The following is a 19,217-nucleotide window of genomic DNA, read 5'->3' as shown; positions in this document are numbered from 1 at the left end:
AATGGTCTTAAACTCCTGTTCGCTTTGCGATGAAGCGGGCAATGGCGGGGCCCGTCAAAAGTACGATGATGAAACGCGATGTTTGCATTGCCATGACGAATGCCACGTCGACATCGCTGGACGCCGCAATGATCGCAACGGAATCGGCGCCGCCGGGACTGGTCGCCAGATAAGCCGTCAGCGGGTCCACGTCGGCTACCCATACGAGGATGGCGGCGATTCCTCCGCAAATCGCGATCAAGGTCAGGATGGAGGCGACGACACGGGGCAGAGCACGCGCTGCATGAACAAGAATGGGTCGTGTGAAGCGCGAGCCGATATTCCAGCCGACGAACGCGTAGCCCGCGGCAAGCAGCCAGGGCGGCAATACGATCTCCATCATACCCGTATTCTGCAGGACCACACCCACGACAAGCGGCACCAGAAGCGGCCCAGCAGGGATGCGCAGTCGCACGGCGAGCGAATTTCCAAGCACTATGAGTATCAAGGTTTGTGCAAGACCAAGCCAGGGAACGGACGGGAACCAGACGATTTCCGGCACCCGAGCCGCTGGAGCTGTGACCCATATACTCGACACGACCGAGGCGACGATTGCCACAAAGACCACGCGTAGATATTGCATGAATGCTACCAGGCGGATGTCTGCACCAAAAGCCTCGGCCATCAGCGTCATCGCCGAAGCTGCGCCGGGAGATGAGCCCCAGATGGCGGTCGTACCGGGCAAGACCTGCCAGCGTGTCAGCAACCAGCCGAGCGCGTTGCTTGCCATAAGAACAGACCCAATGACCACCAGGAAGAGGGGCCAGTCGTGCAGAATCTCGGCAAGCGCTGCGGGCCGAATACTGAGCGCGATCAGGCAGCCGATCACCCCTTGAGCGACAATGAAGGGATGCATCGGAAGGCGGATCGAACCGCCCGCTGCAGCCACCACAATGGCCGCGGCCATCGGCCCAAGTAGAAGCGCTGCCGGCAGATGAGTCGCGTGCAGAAGCAAGAAGAACAGGATCGATAATCCGAGCAAAATCGCCCATTGCAACCCAATGCCGCGACTGCTCAATCCGCCGCCAAGGATGCCGCCGATCCATTCAGGAACATTCATTGGGAACCGTTGGAGAGCCGGGAGAGGCGCTGCGTAATGAGACGACGTTGCCGAAGCGGCATACATGAGCGGAGCTTTTCGCCTTTGTGGAAGCCATTTGGAAAAGCATCACTAACTATCATCGCCCCAATGTCCCACCAGCCTCAACAAAGTTGGCCGCAGGATAATCTTCTGTTGCGCGCCGTCCACCTCTGTTTGGAGCATTTGAATCTTGGAAAATTTCGCAGAACTGCTATGTTCAATCTTGGAGCGGGGACGAACTTTCGTCCGCCCCCATTCCTCATTTCATAAAATGGACCCGGATGGTGAGTTGCCAGCTCGTCCGGGTTCTTTTTATGATGAGGGTAATGCTACATGGTTTGAACCACATCGCGTTACCTCCAAGTTGGAAGCAAGGCCGTTGCCGCGGTCGAAGTGGCCAATCGCCTTCGATGCACCGGCTGGCTCGGTGCAGACTGCTTCTGCCTCCAAACTGAATTCACATCGATTCATCGCTTGCTTCATGAGCCAAGGCAACGAACGCCGGGTTGAAACGCTTTGCAAACAATCGGTTGCACAGTTGTCCTTCAGCGTTCAACAAAAGAGCCAGAAACACAGGGCATTTTGAAACTTGGAAAAATCCGCAGAACTGCTATGTTCAATCTTGGAGCGGGGACGAACTTTCGTCCGCCCCCATTCCTCATTTCATAAAGTGAACCCGGAAAGACATTGACCAGCCTGTCCGGGTTCTTTTTATGATGAGGGTAACGCTACATGGTGTGAACCACATCGCTTTACCTCCAAGTTGGAAGCAAGGCCTTTGCCGCGGTGGAAGTGGCCAATCGCCTTCGATGCACCGGCTGGCTCGGCGCAGACTGCTTCTGCCTCCAAACTGAATGCTCTCAATTCATCGCTTGGTTGAGGCATCGACGCCACGAACGCCGGTTGAAACGCTTCGCTATAGTCGGTTGCGCGGTTGCATGAGCGGCTGGCTCTGTGCCTTTTTTACTGTTTGCGGCCCTTGATGTTTCATGCGAATGAAACGCCATGCGCATATTGCTCGTAGAAGACACGCATGATGTGGGAGAGGCAATCGCCAGGCGTTTCGAGGCGACAGGGCATGCCGTGGACTGGGAAACCAATGGGCGGGATGCAGCCGAAATCATCGATTTCACCGAATATGCGCTGATCATTCTCGATGTCATGTTGCCGGGCATGGATGGCTTTGAGATCCTCAAACGCATCCGCAAATCGGGCAATGCGGTTCCCGTCCTTATTCTGACCGCGCGTTCTGAAATCGACGACCGGGTTGGAGCGCTTGATCTTGGGGCGGACGATTATCTGGTAAAGCCGTTTGACTTCCGCGAATTGGAGGCGAGGGCGCGCGTCCTGATGCGCCGCCACACGGGAGGCGAGGCAACCAACCTCATCAAATGCGGCGATATCGCCGTCGATCGCGGAACGCGATCCGTGCACGTCGGCAAGCGCGAAGTACAGTTGAAACGGCGTGAGCTGACCCTGTTGGAAGTTCTCGTTGGCCGGCCGGGTCGCGTCTTCAGCAAGGATGAACTGCTCGATCAGATTTTTGGTTTCGACGAAGCGGCGAACGCCAATGCGATCGAACTTTATATAGGCCGTTTGCGCAAGAAGCTGGAGGGCGCCAAGGCGCACATCGTCACCGTGCGTGGGCTCGGTTATCAGCTGGTACCTGGCGATGCGCCCTGAAGCTCTGCAACACGGGCCTTCTTTATTCGGGCGTCTCGCCCGGCGCATTTCATTTGTCCTTTTCATTGGCGCCGCCCTGCTCGTTAGTGCCGCCTGGTATTATGCCGAGACTGCCGCGAACAAGGCCTATGATCGCCTGCTCGTTGGCGCGGCGTTGCAGATGGCGGAAAGTCTTTCGGTGGAGGATGGAATACTGACTGCACGTCTGCCGACCTCTGCGTTCGAATTGCTCGGCCTCGCGGATCGCGACCGGATTTTCTACCGCGTCATCGATACGCATGGCCAGACCCTGACCGGGTACGACGATCTCAAGACCCCGACGCCACTGGAGCGCGCGCAAGATCCTCTGAGCGTGGAAGAGGGCGTCTACAAGGGTGAGCCCGTGCGCATCGCCCATGCGACGCGGATCCTCGCCGATCCTGCAGTCTCGGGTCGTGCCTATGTCATCGTAGCCCAGACGAATGAGGCGCGATTGGCTTTGACCCGCGAGCTCACGCTGCGCGCGACGATCCTCGTCTTCATCATGAGTCTGTTGGCTTTCGCAGGTGCCATGCTGGCGATCCGCTATGCGCTGCAGCCGGTAGAACAGTTGGGGACGGAAGTCCGTGGCCGCGATCCGCATGATCTGACGCCGGTTACAGTCGACGTGCCGCGTGAGCTTGATCCCTTTGTCAGCTCGATCAACCATTTCATGGGAAGGCTCAACGAACGCGTCGATCTGTTGCAGCGTTTCATTGCCGATGCCGCACATCAGATACGCACGCCATTGACTGCGCTGACGGCACAGATCGATCTTCTGGGGACCGGCAAACTCGACAAGGCGGGCCGCCAGCATTTTAATCGGGTCAAGGAAAGAACAAGCGAACTCTCCCGGTTGACCAACCAGCTGCTCAGCCATGCGATGGTGATTCATCGCGCCGATTCCGTTCAGCTGGAGCCGATCAGCCTTGTCGATGTGGCGAGGCGCGCCTATCGGGTCGCTATTCCGGTCACGGTCGATCCGGATATCGTCATTTCTTTCGAAGCGCCGGATGACCGGCCCTTGGTTCTCGGCGACGCAGTCAGCCTGCGCGAAGCTATTGTCAACGTCATCGACAACGCTTTGCGGCATGGCACGGATCAGCGGCTGGAGGTGCGGGTACGCGCCAGCGGCACGCAAGCCTTTGTCGAGGTCGAGGATGATGGTCCCGGCATCCCACCTGAAAGCTGGGAGAAGGCGACACAGCGCTTTGCCACGTCGAAATCGCGTGAAGGCAGCTCTGGTCTTGGCTTCGCCATTGCCCAGGAAGTGGCAAATGCCCATGGCGGCACCTTGAGCTTTCGGGCGCGCGACGAAAGAGGCTTTACCGTGGTTCTGAGCCTGCCGCTGTATAGGGGAGTGGCAAAATGATCCGGATCTGTTTCGCGCTCTTGGTGGCTGGTTTCACCGCAGCACAAGCGTTGGCCGCTGAAAGCAACAAAACGCTGTTTCCAGCTGTACAACCGGACGCAGGCACGCTGACGATCTACTCGACGACAGATCTGGTCGCGATAAAACCGCTGATCGAGGATTTTCAGAAATCGTCGCCGGATGTGTCGATTGACTATAATGAATATCTGACCAACGAACTGAATGCCCTGGCCAGCGAGGCCTGCCGCAAACAGGAACCGCTCGGCGATCTGCTCTTGTCGTCATCGGTCGACCAACTGCTCAAGCTCGCCAATGACGGCTGCGCCGCGGCGCACACGTCGCCCGAAACCCTTCGCGTCGCAGAGTGGGCCAATTGGCGCGACGAGGTCTTCGGCTTTACCTATGAGCCCGCGGTTTTCGTTTACAACAGGAGCAAGGTTCCGCCAGCTGAGGTTCCCCGTACCCATGTCGAACTCGCCGATCTTCTGCGCGAGCGGCTCGACTATTATCGCGGCCGTGTCGGCACCTATGATATTCGCCTGTCCGGGATCGGTTATCTTCTAGCTTTCAATGATGCGCGGCAAACGACGACCGTCTTCGGCCGCCTGCTGGAGAGCATGGCGCGTGCCTCCGCGGTGGCTCGTTGCTGCACGGGCGAGATACTGGAGGAGGTCGCCAAGGGCAATCTCTACATCGGCTACAATATGCTCGGTTCCTATGCCTACGACGCCGCCCAGCGTCACCCGGAATTAGGCGTGGTAGTGCCGCGTGATTATACGCTCGTCTTGAGCCGTGGTGCGCTTATCCCGAAAGGTGCACAGCGAGCAGATCTCGGCGCACGGTTCCTCGATTATCTCCTGTCAGAGCGGGGTCAATCCGTGGCGCGAACCAATGCGTTCTATTTCACGGAAAGTGGTGAACTGCCGCCTGGCGTCGACGGTCCGCAAAATTTGAAAGAGTCCGGCGTTGCCCAGCCGATCCGCATCGGCCCGGCTCTGCTCGCGGTGCAGGACAGAGCGCAACGTCAGCGTTTCATCGAAGACTGGTCACAATCTCTGATTGAATTGAACAGTCCCGCCTGGACGCGAGAATAGCAAACCCGATTTTGAACGGCGGATCGCAACACCGGGACAATTTCTCTGCAAGAATATTCGATTCACACACAAGAAGTCCCGATTCTCACACATGAATCATCGAATCTGGAACGAATTTTTCAACTCTGGCGAGAAAAATGGTTGTGGCGACGCGAATAATTAAAAGAGCGAGCCTTGCGAGCCAGCCGGAACAGGGGGCTTTTTGGCTGGGGCGGGACGCTCTGTTTTCGGCTGCGATCGACGTTCTTCACCATCTTTTGCGACAGCTTGTACGTCACCGTCCTGGAACTTGAGAGTGAGCTCATCGCCGCTGGCAACAGCTCCCGCTCGCTTGATCGGCGTGCCTGAGGGGTCGAGGACAACGGCGAAGCCACGTTCCAGAACCCCTTGATATGACAGGGTTTTGAGCAGGCGCTCGAGTTCGCCACTGCGCCGTTTCGCGCCGTCGATCAGCAGATTGACGGCTTGGACCTGACGCCGGTCCAGCTGTTGAAGATGTTGCCGGTCTCTCTGTGCCAGCCGCGCGGCAGGTTCAATCGAAAGCCGTGCGGCTTGCCGGTCGAAAACTGCGCGTCTTTTGTGCAGAAATGCTGCAAGACAACGCGGCAGCTGGCTGTCCAAGCGCTTGATTTCAATCTTCTTTTCGCGAATTTTCTGCTGAAGAAGCCGCGGCGATAACTGCCTTGCGCAGCCATCGAACTCGCCGCGTTTCTTCTGCGTATTCGCCTGTAAGGCACGGCCCAAACGGCCTGCGGTTTCGTCGAAATGCCGGCGTGGGAGTGCAAGCAACTGATCCGCTGAGGGCAGGGCGCGGGCAAGCGCCCGCTGCGCCTGACGGCGGCGATCGAGATAGCGCGACATGCCCGAGGCAAGCCGGGCGCCCAGCGTTGCGACCTGTGCCCGGAGATCTGCCTTGACCGGCACAGCCATCTCTGCGGCGCCAGTTGGCGTTGGTGCGCGAACGTCCGCGGCAAGGTCGATCAGCGTCCAGTCGGTCTCGTGACCGACGGCAGAAATGATGGGAATTTGTGATGCGGCGACCGCGCGCACGACGGCTTCATCGTTGAATCCCCAAAGGTCTTCAAGGCTGCCACCACCACGCGCTACGATCAGGACATCGGGACGAGGAAGAACGCCACCCCGTTCTAACCCGTTGAAACCATTGATCGCATTGGCAACCTCAGCGCCACAAGTCTCGCCCTGCACTCGTACCGGCCAGACCAGAACATGCAGCGGGAAACGGTCGGTGATGCGGTGGATGATGTCGCGGATGACAGCGCCGGTCGGCGATGTGACAACGCCGATAATGCGCGGCATGAAGGGCAGTCGTCGCTTGGCCGCGGGATCGAACAACCCCTCTGCACCAAGCTTGCGCTTGCGCTCCTCCAAGAGTGCCATCAGTGCGCCGGCGCCGGCCGGTTCCATTTGCTCGATGACGATCTGGTATTTGGACGAGCCGGGATAAGTCGTCAGCTTGCCCGTGGCGATGACTTCCATGCCTTCTTCCGGCTGGAAACGCAGCCGGCTCATGGAACCGCGCCAGATAACCGCCTCGATACGTGCCTTGTCGTCTTTCAGCGAGAAGTAGGCATGGCCGGACGAATGCGGGCCGCGATACCCGGAAATCTCGCCGCGAACCCTTACGTGCCCGAAAGTGTCCTCGACCGTGCGCTTCAACGCGCCGGATATTTCAGAGACGGTATATTCGGCAACATTCGATGCAGATTCGGGCTTTTCGCTCATGCGCTATTCCTAGTCCCCCTGCCGTCAGGGTCAAGCCTCGGCAATCCTTGATTGCACCATTGCAAGCTTCAAGAATATCGCCTATCCGCAAGAGTCGGAAAAAGGGGAAATCCACATGCCAACAGATATTGCCGCCAGTTCTAAAGGTTTGAAATTACGTCATTATCTGCTGATAGGAGCGCTCATGATTGCTGCCGCTGCAGCGATCTTGCTCTGGATGGGCCGCAACCCGATATGTACCTGTGGAACAATAAAGCTGTGGGTTGGCGAGACGAATTCGTCCGATAATTCACAGCATATCACCGATTGGTACACGCTCTCGCATATTATCCACGGCTTCCTGTTCTACGGTATTTTCTGGCTTGTCGCCCGTAGATTGCCGATCGGTCAGCGCCTGCTGATGGCTATCGTTGTCGAGGCCGCATGGGAGATTTTTGAAAACACCGACATGGTCATCAATCGCTACCGCGAAGCCACGATCGCGCTGGGCTATACCGGCGACAGTGTTCTGAATTCCGTCAGCGACATATTATTCATGGTACTAGGCTTCTTCTTTGCCGCCAGAACCCCTCTCTGGTTGACGATCGTGCTGGCGATCTTCTTCGAGCTCCTGGCTGGCTGGGTCATACGCGATAATCTCAGCCTCAACATACTTATGCTGCTCTATCCCCTGGACGCAGTGAAGACATGGCAAGGGGGAATGTGATCACCAGCCAGGAACGAGCTCCGCTGCACGGACTTGCCGCAAACGCTGATTTGCCATGAGCGGCGCCGAAGCTTGGCTCACGCTCACGGGAGAGGGCATCGACAAATTGTCGAGACTTTCGACAATGTGCTGTGCCAGCGCATCGACGATCGCGGAAGGCTTGGTGTGGCCGCGCATGATGCCGATGCCGAATTCCGGCAAGCGGCCAAAACCGTCGGCCTCCGTCAGAACGCGCATTCCCGGGCGCAAAGCACACTCGGGCAGGATCGAGACAGCAAGGCCCGCCAGCACTGCCGCTGCCAAGACGGTAGCCGACCAGCTTGTGAAGAGAATGCGGTAGTCATGGTGCATGCTGTCCAGAACATCCACCGCGGCAGCGCGCCAGATACAGGTCGGGCGACCGACTGCCAGCGGAAGTACTTGTTCTTCATGCACATTATGGTGGGCTGAGGTAACCCAAAGCAGCTGTTCGCTGCGCACGACTTCCGATCGCCGCTGCTCGTCGCACTGGGTTACGAGCGCAATATCGAGTTGCCCCTTGCGGATCATCTCGTCGAGATTGACGGTGGGCTCGCAGACAACCGATAGCTCGACGCGGGGATTGGAACGGGAAAATCGCGCCATGATTTCCGGCAGAAACCGGTCGGCATAATCGTCTGGTGTGCCGATGCGTATGTGTCCCTGCAGTTGCGTATCATCAAAAGCTGCGATGGTTTCGTTGTTGAGTTGCAGCATCCGCCGTGCATAGGCCAGCAGGCGTTCGCCATCTTCCGTCAGTCGATTGGTGCGGCCGTCGCGCTCAAAAAGCGATTTTGAAACGCGCTCTTCCAGCCGGCGCATCTGCATCGAAACGGCGGATTGCGTCTTGTTCACCTTGTCGGCGGCCCTTGTAAAACTACCTAGGTCGGCAATAGCCGTGAATGTTTGCAACTGGTCGAGATCAAGCGGTGCGTTCATGGCAATGTTCCCGGAATGGTTGATCCATCATTATTATTGAACGTTTACATTAAAAACATTCGTTTGAATAATCAATTATTATGGATCATCCTGCAAATGTTCAGGAAGCGTCGGTGTCCTAAGAGTGGTTCAAGGGATAACGCGGCGTGGTGCGCGGAAAATGGTTTTCGCGCGGTTTAACTTTCTTGATCGCCCTTCAAAAGGAGTAACGGCGATGACGACGACAACGAGAATGATTGAAGTAACTGGTTTCACCCGCTCGATCGCAGCATTTGCGTCGCAGGCTGCCAACTTTGTCAGGCAAGTAATCGTCGCACGTCGTAATCGTAAAACGATTATGAGCCTCGGCGAGTGGAATGACGAAATGCTGCATGATATCGGCGTCACCCGTGCCGATCTTCATTCGGCAATTGGCACCTCGCTTCTCGATGACCCGAGCGAAAGACTGGGCGCATTGGCCGATGTACGGTCGCGCGTTCGCGCTGCCCGCTCGATCATTTAAAGCTGACGATTTGACTGTTTAGCAGGCGCCCATTCACGCCGGAATCCCCTCCCGGCGTCCCGCCTGCCTCCTGCCCGGCCCACATTGCTCATGCACGTGGCCGGGCTTTTTCTTGTCTATTTTACCGTCCGACGCTCTAGCGGTACCGATCCATACCGCGCTTATATTGGTCGAAGATTGATTCCAGACCTTTCTGATACTGATCGTTCGTCTGTTTACCCGTATCAAACATCTGGCCGAGTATGTCTTTCAGAGGATTATCCGAAGGGGCGGAAGGCGCCGTTCTTTGCTGAGCTTGCGGCTGTGGTTGAGGTGATTGCGGTGCTGGACGCTGCTGCGCACCGCCACCGAATATTTCTCCGAAAATCTGACCCAAGGGGTTGTCGCCAAACGGATTTTGCCCCTGAGCCGTCTCTTGAGGTGCACTGTCCTGAGGCATGCCACGCGGCGTTGGTGTTTGCGGCGCAGCGGACCCACCAGCGCCTTTCATCATTTCCTCGAATATTTTCCCCAGCGGATTATCACCGAACGGGTTTTGTCCCTGGGCCGTATCCTGAGGTGCTGCGTCTTGGGGTGCTCTGCCACGCGGGGCCGGGGCTTGCTGCGCTGCGCCGCCAGCACCCTTCATCATCTCTTCGAATATTTTGCCGAGCGGATTGTTTCCCATCGGATTGCCCTGGCCTTGCGGTTGTGGCTGCCCTGCTGCACCTCCGCCGAGCATGCTTTCCAATATCTGTCCCCATGGGTTGCCGCCTGCGCCGGGTGCACTTTGCTGCGGGGCGGACGATTGACTGCCGCTCTGGCGCATCATTTGCTCGATGAGGTCGCCGATAACATTGCCACCGCCAAGCCCGGCCGCAGCAAACTGGCCGGTCGATTTCTTGTACAGACCACCCATCATCATGGAGGCGACCACCGGCAGCATCTGTTTTAGTGTATCCGCGCCGACCCCGGAGACAGCCGCAGCATGATCGGCGACGGCTCGCGACAGGTCTTTCGACCCGAAAAGCTGATCGAGAACATTCTTGCCATTGGCGACGCCCATGGGGTCGAAAGCTGCTTGCGGGTTATCAAAATAATTGACCTGTCGGCCCGAAGACAGCGATTGGACGAAGCCGCCAAAGCCCATTGGATCGGCTGCATTTCTCTGCAAACCTTGGGAGAATGCGGGCATCAATGCCTCGAGGGCGGCAACGGTCTGCTGCTGGGAGAGATTGAACTGGTTTGAAAGGGCATCGACTGCTTGTCCGCCCTGTGCCTTCAAAAACATGTCTACGAGATTCATGGCGCCGATCCTCCTCCGGGCTGATGCGCGAAGGAAGATTAGCGCCGTAGTAATGCGGACTTCAATACTTTTCTCTCGTTAGAAATATTTCGCCAGATTGTTGCGAATACGCTGCAGCGGATCGACTGCCGGATCACCGGCTTCAAATTTCCGGTCGGTGATCTTCTCGTAGGCCTGAATATAGACCTGCGTCGTTGCGTCTATCACGTCTTCCGGTATCTCAGGGATATCGTCCTTGTAGGGATCGCAACGTTCCACGACCCAGTTGCGCACGAAATCCTTGTCGAAACTGACTGGCCGCTTGCCGGGTGCGTAGCTGTCGGCAAACCAATAGCGGCTGGAATCCGGTGTATGGATTTCATCGGCCAGCACGATGTTACCTTCATCGTCAGTGCCGAATTCATATTTCGTGTCAGCAAGGATCAAACCACGGCTTGCGGCGATCTCCTGACCCCGCGCGAAAAGCTTCAGCGCGTAGCCAGTAATCGTTTCCCACTGCCCTTTGGTGAGAAGTCGTTTCAGGATATCCTCAGCGGTCAGCGGTTCGTCGTGGCCGCCATCGAAGGCCTTTGAGGTCGGTGTGATGATCGGCGCTGGCAGCTTCTCATTGTCCTGCATCCCATCGGGAAGGGTGAAGCCGTACATTTCACGTTTACCTGCCTTATAGAGCGTCAGTATCGACGTTCCGGTTGTTCCGGCAAGATAACCGCGCACGACAATTTCAACCGGCAGGATGGTCAGCTTGCGGCAAACCAATACGTTGGGATCTGGATACTCGATGACATGATTGGGGCAAATATCCTGCGTCTGTTCAAACTGAAAACGTGCCGTTTGCGTCAGCACCTGACCCTTCAGTGGTATGGACGCAAGGATGCGGTCAAACGCGCTGATGCGGTCTGTGGCGATGATGATGCGCCTACCATCCGGCAGATCGTAATTCTCCCGAACCTTGCCTTTGTAGTAGTTCGGCAATTCTGGAATATAGGCTTCGGACAGCGCTTTGTATTTCGGCATGGTTCAGAAATCCGCATGAATGATATAGTTCCCGCATAACACAGATAACGGGCGGCGGGAGTCACAATTGTAATGCTTGGCTCAACGTCCGCCAGTTACGTCAAGGATGGCCCCGGTCACATAGGATGACTCGTCACTCAAGAGCCACACAATGGATTGGCCGACTTCATCGGCAGTACCAGCACGACCGAGTGGTGCGGTAACACCAAGACGCTGCGCCCGGTCCGGTTGGCCGCCGCTGGCATGAATATCGGTCTCGATCAGTCCGGGCCGGACGGCGTTCACACGAATACCTTCCGCTCCGACCTCCTTTGACAGGCCGATCGTCAGCGTATCCATGGCACCTTTCGATCCGGCATAATCGACATATTCGCCCGGTCCGCCGAGCCGTGCGGCCGCAGAGGACAAAAGAACGATCGAACCGCCATTGCCACCCCGTGAGCGGGCGAGATGGCGTACGCCCTCGCGTGCGCAGACATAGGCGCCAAGCACGTTCACGTCGAAGATGCGGCGCATACGGTCAATGTCCATATCCATCAGTCGCGAGCCAGGAGCAACAATACCTGCATTCACCACGACACCGTCGAGAGTGCCGAGTTCGGCGGTCTGTTCGAACATGGAGATGACATCGGTTTCGACAGCGACATCGCCTTGAATGGCTTTTGCCTTGCCGCCCGCTGCAATAATGGCCTCAACCACTTCGTCGGCAGCAGCTTTATTGCCCACATAATTGACGCCGACCGACCAGCCCCTCTGACCTGCTAGAATTGCGGACGATCGGCCGATGCCGCGGCTGGCGCCGGTAATCAGAATGGTTTTGGTCATGGTCGATCCTCGCGTTGACTAGTAGGCGTATTCCAGAAATGCCGGCTCAACGGAACTGCCCCAAGCAGTATTATACTGCGACAGCATCTGTTCGGCCGATGTTGTTCCACGCGCAACAACTTCCTCCAGCGACGAGAGATAGTGCGTCTCGTCGAAGCCTTCGCTGTTGAGCTTTGCCCGATTCTTCAGGCCGAGCCGCGAAATCGCCAGCACGTCACGTGATATTTCATGCACAGACCGATTGCGCAGCGTGGCGCCCAGGCCTTGCGCCGGAACCTCGTCGCGCAGCGCCTGTACTTCCGGGTAGGTCCAGTCATAGGTCATGGCTTCTGCTGCATCCAATGCCTCTGCATCGTAGAGCAGCCCAACCCAGAAAGCCGGGAGCGCGCAAATGCGCCGCCACGGTCCGCCATCGGCGCCACGCATTTCGAGGAAGCGCTTCAGCCGCACTTCCGGAAACAGGGTCGACAAATGATTGGTCCAGTCGCCCATGTTCGGCGTACCTTCCGGGATGGAATCCTTCAGAGCGCCGTTCATGAATTGACGGAATGTCACGTGGGTACAATCATGATAGCGGCCGTGACGCATGACGAAATACATGGGTACGTCGAGTGCCCACTCGACGTAGTCGGCAAAGCCGAAATTCTCGTTGAAGATGAATGGCAGAACGCCCGAGCGATTGTTGTCAGTGTCGCGCCAGATGTTGGAGCGCCAAGACAGAAGCCCATTCGGCCTGCCCTCGGTGAAAGGCGACATGGCGAACAGGGCCGTCGCGATGGATTGTAACTTGACCGAAACCTGCATCTTGCGGCGCATATCCGTTTCGGACGAGAAGTCGAGATTTACCTGGATCGTGCAGGTGCGGTACATCATGTTCAGGCCGTCCTTGCCGACTTTCGGCATGTAGTTGGACATGATGTTGTAGCGCGATTTCGGCATGCGCGGCGTTTCGGCGAGCGTCCATTTGGGACTGCCGCCAAGACCAAGAAAACGAATACCTAGCGGCTCCGCGATTTCGCGCACCTGAGCCAGATGTGCGTTGGACTCGCGGCAGGTCTGATGAATGGTGAGAAGCGGTGCACCGGAAAGCTCGAACTGTCCACCCGGTTCAAGCGAGATTGCACCCTGACCAGTAGGCTCGAGTAGGCCAATGATATTGCCTTCGTCGATGATCGGCTCCCAGCCAAGCTTGGACTTCATGCCTTCCAGGATCGCACGAATTCCGCGCGGTCCTTCATAAGGAACCGGGCTATTGTCTTCCGTGTAAAACGGAAACTTTTCGTGCTCGGTGCCGATGCGCCAGTCGGACTCCGGCCTCGATCCCTGAGCAAGATAGGTAGCCAGTTCTTCAGTGCCGGTGATCGGTGTTTCGTCTGTCGTATCGCGCGCCATGGATGGTGCTTTCCGAGATGATGAGATCGTCGCGCGTGATTGACCGTTTTCGTGCAGGAGCGCAAGCAAATTTCGCTTATGGTCTCATCAAGAGTATTTGTAACTCACCAATCGCCTATCGTCGCCTGAATCAAGGCGAGGGCCGCAACGGCGGCTGTATCTGCGCGCAGGATGCGCGGACCCAGTGGAATAGCGGTGACAAAGGGCAGCTTTCGCAAGGTTTCGCGTTCCTGGTCGGAAAAGCCTCCTTCCGGACCGATGAGCACGCCAAGCGGGCCGCGCGGGAGCGATTGCAGCAGCGGCAGCGGATTGTGTGTGCCATGTCCCTCATCACAGAAAATGAGGCGACGCTGATTGTCCCAGCCCTCAAGCAGCTTTTCAAGCTTTGCAGGCTCACGCGTTTGCGGGATCGCCAGCACGCCGCATTGTTCCGCTGCTTCGATCACGTTGGCCTCGATCCGCTCGATCCCGATGCGGGAAACTTGCGTATGCTGGGTGATCACCGGCTGCAGAACGCCTGCGCCCATCTCCACCGCCTTCTGGACCAGATAGTCGAGCCGGCCCTGTTTCAACAGTGCGAAGCAATAGAGGAGATCGGGCGCGGCGGGCTGTTGGCGAGTCTGTTCCAGCGGTTCAAGGGACAGCTTTTTCCTGCTTTCAAATCGCAACGCCGCACGCCATTCCCCATCACGTCCGTTGAAAACGAGAATTTCATCGCCGTCCTTCATACGCAATACATTGGACAGATAGTTGACGGCCTCCGGACCCGTCTCCGCGCGCTTCCCGGCGGCAAGACTGTCGGTGACGTAGAGCCGCTGCATTTTGTAATTTGCGCGCATTGAATAACCGAAGGTTGGATTTAGCTGAGCGGCGGCAGGCGGCGTTTGACCGGCGACGACTTGACTATAGAAGTGTTTGTCTCGGCCCTTTCCGATAGACGGTCGAGTATCGTGTCGAGTTGTTCCATCGTCCGGAATTGTAATTTACCAACGAAGCAATCGTCACCTGTGACTTTGTCGCATTCAGTTATTTCCGGCGTTTCCTGGATCAACTTTTCGACGATGTGCAGCATGCCGGGCAATGGCCTGACGCGTACAATGGCTGAGAGGCTGTAGCCGAGAGCGACGGGATCGATGTCGATCGTAAAAGAGCGGATCACTTTTTTCTCTTCAAGGCGGCGCAATCGCTCGGAAACGCTGGGCGAAGACAGGCCCACCTGATTGCTAAGCTCCTTTAGCGATATACGCGCATCATGCACAAGAATCTCGATGATAGTTCGGTCAAGATCATCAAGCATAATTTCCTCCTAAGGCCACTCATTTGTTTCGCCTCAAATAAGAAGGTAAAGCGGGAGTTTTGCCTTTCGTGACATATATCAAATTCGCCCCTTGGCGCATACCCTTGGCAAATCAACAAAAGGTGTTCGCCATGGAAAAAGATGTGTTCAGGGGCAGCGTCGAAATGACTGCCGCCATGCTCATTTCAGGGACAATCGGCTGGTTTGTATTGATGTCAGGCCAACCGGTCCTGTCCGTGGTGTTCTGGCGCTGCGCCATTGGTGCTGTGACGTTGCTCGCTGTCTGCGGGGCACTCGGGCTGCTGCGACGTGATGCCATTTCGCTGAAACTCTTCGGACTCGCCGTTGTTGGCGGAATAGCAATCGTGTTGAACTGGGTTCTGCTCTTTGCCGCTTACTCGCGCGCATCCATTGCCATCGCCACCACGGTGTATAACGTCCAGCCGTTCATGCTGGTTGGTCTGGGCGCGTTGATTTTCAAGGAAAAACTCACCGCTACCAAGCTTTTCTGGCTGGGTTTCGCCTTTGCGGGAATGCTGTTGATCGTCCAGGCGAAACCTGGAGGCGCTTATAACGGCTCCGACTATATGGAAGGCATTGCCCTGTCGCTCGGTGCAGCCTTTCTCTATGCAATCGCCGCCATAGTGGCCAAACGCCTGAAAGGCATTCCATCACACCTTATCGCCCTCATTCAAGTCTGCGTTGGCGTCCTGATGCTTGCACCATTCGCCGACTTCGCTCGACTTCCGCAAAGCACGGGCGAATGGAGCAGTCTCGTAACGATTGGCGTGATTCACACCGGGCTGATGTATATCCTGCTCTATAGCGCAATTCAGAAACTGCCGACGCACATTACGGGCTCGCTTTCCTTCATCTATCCGATAGCCGCAATTCTGGTAGATTACATCGCCTTCGGACACGCCTTGCAGCCAAGCCAGCTGATCGGATCCGCCGCTATTCTAATCGCTGCCGCAGGTACAAGCCTCGGCTGGACATTCCGCAGGTCGGTTCCGGTGAGTGTCAAGGTATTATACCCAAGCGAATGAGCGGGTCATAGCCCGCCCTCAATGCCAGGACGGTTGAAGGCGGGGTGAGGAGCATAACATCGCGGCTGGGCGGATCAGATGGTGTGTACCCCTGCCAAGACCAAAGATACGTCACGCCTTCTTTGACAGTGTATGCTTCATCGCCACTGGCAATCATCGTTCCATCCGGTAGATTCTTTATTTGACCTTCAATGGGATGCCGCTGTTTGCCACCCTTGGCATCCAGCCGTTCCCTGCGCAGGGCCGCGTCCATTGCAGGCGCAGGCTGAATCGATGTTTTATTCCCGTCAGCCCACGCCGCCTGAAAGGCTTTCGCCCGTTGCCGCTGGCAATAGAAACATGGCCTGTGTCCCGCTGCGAGCGCAGTCGCTTCGTCTAAAAAGAACAGTTCGGTCCAGCTTCGCCGCGCCATGACCTCGCGTCGTACGTCTTTGAATTCGCAGACGCAGATGATCCAGGCCCGTATCGCCCATCGACGCTTGAGCAAAGTACGCGTCGCGGGATCATGGATGATGCCGCGATTTCCCATCAGCGCGCCACGATATGGCGCAGCGACAATATCGCCAAAAGGTGTGACACGGTTTTGCAGGGTCATTTGACGGCTTTCGACTCTGGAGAGCACATGCTATCCGAGAACTCCCATTATTGCGACCATCAGGCAGGCTCCATGCGCGTTCTCGTCGTTCAGAATTATCAGAATACAGGCCTTGGCCAAGTCGGACGCGCATTGGAGGAAGCAGGCGCCGAAATCGATCTGCGTCAGCCCTATCTTGATCAAATCTTGCCAGACGACGATTTGGATCATGATGCGCTGGTCGTACTCGGTGGTGACCAGAGCGCGCTCGATGATGACGCCTATCCCTATCTTCCCGAACTGGCACGGCTCATTAAACGTTTCGGTGATGCCGACAAGGCGGTTCTTGGAATTTGCCTAGGCAGTCAGCTCGTTGCGCGTGGCTATGGTGGAGAGAACCTTCTGGGACGTTCGGCCGAATTCGGTTGGCGCGAGGTGACCGGAACTGTTGCAGCGAAATCTGATCCCGTTCTTTCGGCTGTTCCGCAAAAGTTTCCAATCTTTCACTGGCACAGCGACACCTTTACGCTTCCTGAAGGTGCGGTACACCTCGCTTCAAGTCAGATGACCCGGAACCAGGCATTTCGTATCGGTCGTGCTGTCTATGGCATCCAGTTTCATTTCGAGGCCGATACCAAGCTCGTTGACGAGTGGAAACGGGTTTTTCATGACCAGATCGAAAATATCGATCCTCATTGGCTCGTCAATTACCGCACCTATCTGGAGCGTGACGGGGCTGAAGCAGATGCGGCCGGCCTGGCGCTCGCTCGCGCTTGGGTGGCACTGATTTAGGCCTGCATCGAGATTTCGTTGCAACTTGGCAACAGCCTAATTCCGAATCCGATTGGATGTCGGGATTCAGGTGAAGCGTGTCTCCAATTCACTAGTTGGTAATAATTGCGTCCTTTATTGGCCACACTGGTTAACTGGCATGAAGCCAGACCGATAGAAACCGATGGAAACGCCCGAAATGACCACCAAGAGTGCTGCACTTTTAACTGCCGTGATGCTCTCAGCCATCCTCTTCATGGGCGCAGGTCTGTTCTCGGTAGATGCCGGTAGCCATACCGTTTCCAGCGACGGTTACGGCGTGAGCACCTCTTCCCGCTGATAGCCAGAGTCTTTCACAGGGCCTCCAGTAAAAACTTGTTCTCGGCGTCGATTGCGATCGCGCTGAGACGACCGCTGAACACCGCCCCGGTATCGAGGTTGACGCGGTTTGGCCTGATTTCCACGTCAGTGACGGGCGTATGGCCATGGATGATGACTTTCGGATAGAGCCGCGGCTCCCCAAGGAATTGCTCCCTGATCCACACGAGATCTTCCGGATCCTGACGATCTAGATCGACGCTCGGATGTATCCCGGCATGGCAAAAGAAAAAGTCTCCAAAAATCATCGAGCGCTTCAGGCCGCGAAGAAATTCTATGTGCCCCGGGGGAACCGCGTCTAGCAGCGCGTTCCGTCCTGCCGCTACAGATCCAAGATCGTTGAAATCGATGGAAACGCCATAGGAAAGCGCGGTCTGGCGACCGCCATTGTGTGCGAACATTCCATTGGGGGCGCCAGTCGCCAGAAACTCCAGAAAGCCGATATCGTGATTTCCTGTGATAGCCAGCATCCGGTGCGTCTTCTTCTGTGCACTGACCAAAAGATCAAGCACACCTTTTGAATCGGGCCCGCGATCGACGTAGTCGCCAAGATGAACAATCACCCAATCGAAAGGTGGTGATTTCTCGTTCTCCGCCTGAATGCGCCGATGCATTTCCTGCAAAAGATCGAGCCGGCCATGCACATCGCCAATGGCATAGACTCGCAGCCTGTCGGGTCCCCGTGCATGTTTGAAATCAACTGTTTTCATTGTGCAATTGTCTTTCGCGTCGTAGTTGTGCGATATCTCGTCCAAGCGGATAATGTCATAGCGAGACATGCTGGAATAGCTGTAACAAGGGAAAGTTCATGTCCGGACTACTGATGCCGAAAGCCGACGACGCAACCATGTCGCGCCGTTCGGACATCGTGACGGCGCTGCGGGCAATAGTTCCGGGCGAGGGCGTCGTCGATGCCACCAATGCGATGCGGGTATTTGAGTCGGATGCTCTGACCGCCTATCGCCAACTGCCGCTGGTGGTGGTCCTGCCGCAAACCGTGGCACAGGTTTCGCGCGTCCTCAAATATTGCTACGAGAACAATGTAAAGGTCGTGCCGCGGGGCTCTGGAACGTCACTGTCTGGTGGCGCTCTGCCGCTCGAAGACGCGGTATTGCTGGTCATGTCGCGCTTCAATCAGATATTGGAAATCGACTATCCCAATCGCGTCGCCGTCGTACAGCCCGGTGTAACCAATCTCGGCATCACCAAGGCGGTCGAACACGAGGGCTTCTATTATGCGCCCGATCCGTCTTCGCAAATTGCCTGTTCGATCGGCGGCAATGTTGCCGAGAACTCAGGTGGAGTGCACTGCCTGAAATACGGGCTTACCGCGAACAACGTCCTCGGCCTCGAAATGGTGCTGATCACCGGCGAAGTGGTCCGGCTTGGCGGCAAGCATCTCGATACGGAAGGCTATGATCTTCTTGGTTTGATGACCGG

Annotated in this window: 20 protein-coding genes; 9 read left to right on the top strand and 11 right to left on the bottom strand. The window is 56.7% G+C overall.

Features of this window, described 5'->3' with window-relative positions; translation table 11 throughout:
- Positions 1-7: 7 nt before the first annotated feature.
- Positions 8-1,099, bottom strand: a complete 1,092-nt coding sequence (locus tag FHS21_RS20395; RefSeq protein WP_183663815.1) for an AbrB family protein — start codon at positions 1,097-1,099, stop codon at positions 8-10.
- A 1,026-nt stretch (positions 1,100-2,125) separates the two neighbouring features.
- Here FHS21_RS20395 and FHS21_RS20390 point away from each other — a divergent pair.
- From FHS21_RS20390 to FHS21_RS20380, 3 genes are read left to right on the top strand one after another with little or no spacing between them, the layout of a single operon-like run.
- Entirely contained in the window at positions 2,126-2,803 is a 678-nt protein-coding gene (locus FHS21_RS20390) for a response regulator transcription factor (RefSeq protein ID WP_112551464.1), read from the top strand.
- Positions 2,793-4,193, top strand: a complete 1,401-nt coding sequence (locus FHS21_RS20385; protein ID WP_112551465.1) for a sensor histidine kinase — start codon at positions 2,793-2,795, stop codon at positions 4,191-4,193. The genes FHS21_RS20390 and FHS21_RS20385 overlap by 11 nt, the downstream gene beginning before the upstream one ends.
- Positions 4,190-5,287 carry an ABC transporter substrate-binding protein gene (locus tag FHS21_RS20380; protein WP_112526043.1) on the top strand — a complete coding sequence of 366 codons (1,098 nt, stop codon included), beginning with the start codon at positions 4,190-4,192 and terminating at the stop codon, positions 5,285-5,287. Before FHS21_RS20385 ends, FHS21_RS20380 begins: the two co-directional genes overlap by 4 nt.
- 159 nt (positions 5,288-5,446) lie before the next feature.
- Here the strand turns inward: FHS21_RS20380 and xseA are convergent, their stop codons facing one another.
- The gene (gene xseA, locus FHS21_RS20375) at positions 5,447-7,030 is read right to left on the bottom strand and encodes an exodeoxyribonuclease VII large subunit (RefSeq protein ID WP_112526041.1); all 1,584 of its coding nucleotides are present in this window, start codon (positions 7,028-7,030) and stop codon (positions 5,447-5,449) included.
- A gap of 115 nt (positions 7,031-7,145) precedes the next feature.
- Here xseA and FHS21_RS20370 point away from each other — a divergent pair, with 115 nt between their 5' ends.
- A complete protein-coding gene (locus tag FHS21_RS20370) occupies positions 7,146-7,736 on the top strand; it encodes a DUF2585 domain-containing protein (RefSeq protein WP_183663813.1) in 591 nt (196 codons plus the stop codon).
- Here FHS21_RS20370 and FHS21_RS20365 read toward each other — a convergent pair whose 3' ends face one another.
- Positions 7,737-8,693 carry a LysR substrate-binding domain-containing protein gene (locus FHS21_RS20365; RefSeq protein WP_112551467.1) on the bottom strand — a complete coding sequence of 319 codons (957 nt, stop codon included), beginning with the start codon at positions 8,691-8,693 and terminating at the stop codon, positions 7,737-7,739.
- A 214-nt stretch (positions 8,694-8,907) separates the two neighbouring features.
- Between FHS21_RS20365 and FHS21_RS20360 the strand changes: the two genes are divergently transcribed.
- The gene (locus tag FHS21_RS20360) at positions 8,908-9,195 is read left to right on the top strand and encodes a DUF1127 domain-containing protein (protein WP_162701814.1); all 288 of its coding nucleotides are present in this window, start codon (positions 8,908-8,910) and stop codon (positions 9,193-9,195) included.
- A 136-nt stretch (positions 9,196-9,331) separates the two neighbouring features.
- On the opposite strand, the gene FHS21_RS20355 is transcribed toward FHS21_RS20360, so the two are convergent.
- The 6 genes from FHS21_RS20355 to FHS21_RS20330 form a co-directional block, all read right to left on the bottom strand.
- Positions 9,332-10,480: a DUF937 domain-containing protein gene (locus tag FHS21_RS20355; RefSeq protein WP_112551468.1), complete on the bottom strand. Its 1,149-nt coding sequence runs from the start codon at positions 10,478-10,480 to the stop codon at positions 9,332-9,334.
- Positions 10,481-10,558: 78 nt separating this feature from the next.
- The gene (locus FHS21_RS20350) at positions 10,559-11,494 is read right to left on the bottom strand and encodes a phosphoribosylaminoimidazolesuccinocarboxamide synthase (protein ID WP_112551469.1); all 936 of its coding nucleotides are present in this window, start codon (positions 11,492-11,494) and stop codon (positions 10,559-10,561) included.
- Positions 11,495-11,575: 81 nt separating this feature from the next.
- Complete coding sequence (locus FHS21_RS20345) at positions 11,576-12,319, bottom strand: SDR family oxidoreductase (RefSeq protein WP_112526029.1); 744 nt, start codon at positions 12,317-12,319, stop codon at positions 11,576-11,578.
- Between the two features lie 18 nt (positions 12,320-12,337).
- Entirely contained in the window at positions 12,338-13,711 is a 1,374-nt protein-coding gene (locus FHS21_RS20340; RefSeq protein WP_112551470.1) for a glutamate--cysteine ligase, read from the bottom strand.
- Positions 13,712-13,815: 104 nt separating this feature from the next.
- Positions 13,816-14,550 carry a 16S rRNA (uracil(1498)-N(3))-methyltransferase gene (locus FHS21_RS20335; protein WP_112551471.1) on the bottom strand — a complete coding sequence of 245 codons (735 nt, stop codon included), beginning with the start codon at positions 14,548-14,550 and terminating at the stop codon, positions 13,816-13,818.
- A gap of 20 nt (positions 14,551-14,570) precedes the next feature.
- Positions 14,571-15,008: an Lrp/AsnC family transcriptional regulator gene (locus FHS21_RS20330; RefSeq protein WP_112526022.1), complete on the bottom strand. Its 438-nt coding sequence runs from the start codon at positions 15,006-15,008 to the stop codon at positions 14,571-14,573.
- Positions 15,009-15,139: 131 nt separating this feature from the next.
- On the opposite strand from FHS21_RS20330, the gene FHS21_RS20325 reads away from it, so the two are divergent.
- Complete coding sequence (locus FHS21_RS20325) at positions 15,140-16,054, top strand: DMT family transporter (RefSeq protein ID WP_112551493.1); 915 nt, start codon at positions 15,140-15,142, stop codon at positions 16,052-16,054.
- Here the strand turns inward: FHS21_RS20325 and FHS21_RS20320 are convergent.
- Positions 16,029-16,649, bottom strand: coding sequence for a hypothetical protein (locus tag FHS21_RS20320; protein WP_112551472.1), 621 nt, complete (start codon positions 16,647-16,649; stop codon positions 16,029-16,031). The two genes, FHS21_RS20325 and FHS21_RS20320, sit on opposite strands and share 26 nt — an antisense overlap.
- Positions 16,650-16,721: 72 nt before the next feature.
- Between FHS21_RS20320 and FHS21_RS20315 the strand changes: the two genes are divergently transcribed.
- Both FHS21_RS20315 and FHS21_RS20310 read left to right on the top strand, forming a co-directional pair.
- A complete protein-coding gene (locus FHS21_RS20315; RefSeq protein WP_112526347.1) occupies positions 16,722-17,420 on the top strand; it encodes a type 1 glutamine amidotransferase in 699 nt (232 codons plus the stop codon).
- 178 nt (positions 17,421-17,598) lie between these two features.
- Complete coding sequence (locus FHS21_RS20310; protein ID WP_183663811.1) at positions 17,599-17,739, top strand: hypothetical protein; 141 nt, start codon at positions 17,599-17,601, stop codon at positions 17,737-17,739.
- 13 nt (positions 17,740-17,752) lie between these two features.
- Here FHS21_RS20310 and FHS21_RS20305 read toward each other — a convergent pair whose 3' ends face one another.
- Positions 17,753-18,487, bottom strand: a complete 735-nt coding sequence (locus FHS21_RS20305) for a metallophosphoesterase (RefSeq protein ID WP_112551494.1) — start codon at positions 18,485-18,487, stop codon at positions 17,753-17,755.
- 98 nt (positions 18,488-18,585) lie between these two features.
- On the opposite strand from FHS21_RS20305, the gene FHS21_RS20300 reads away from it, so the two are divergent.
- The coding region (locus FHS21_RS20300; protein WP_183663809.1) for an FAD-binding protein at positions 18,586-19,217 on the top strand (632 nt) is incomplete at its 3' end.

The sequence above is a fragment of the Phyllobacterium trifolii genome, from assembly GCF_014192095.1.
In the GTDB taxonomy this organism is placed as follows: Bacteria; Pseudomonadota; Alphaproteobacteria; order Rhizobiales; family Rhizobiaceae; genus Phyllobacterium; species Phyllobacterium trifolii.
This window is presented reverse-complemented; position numbering and strand designations above follow the sequence as displayed.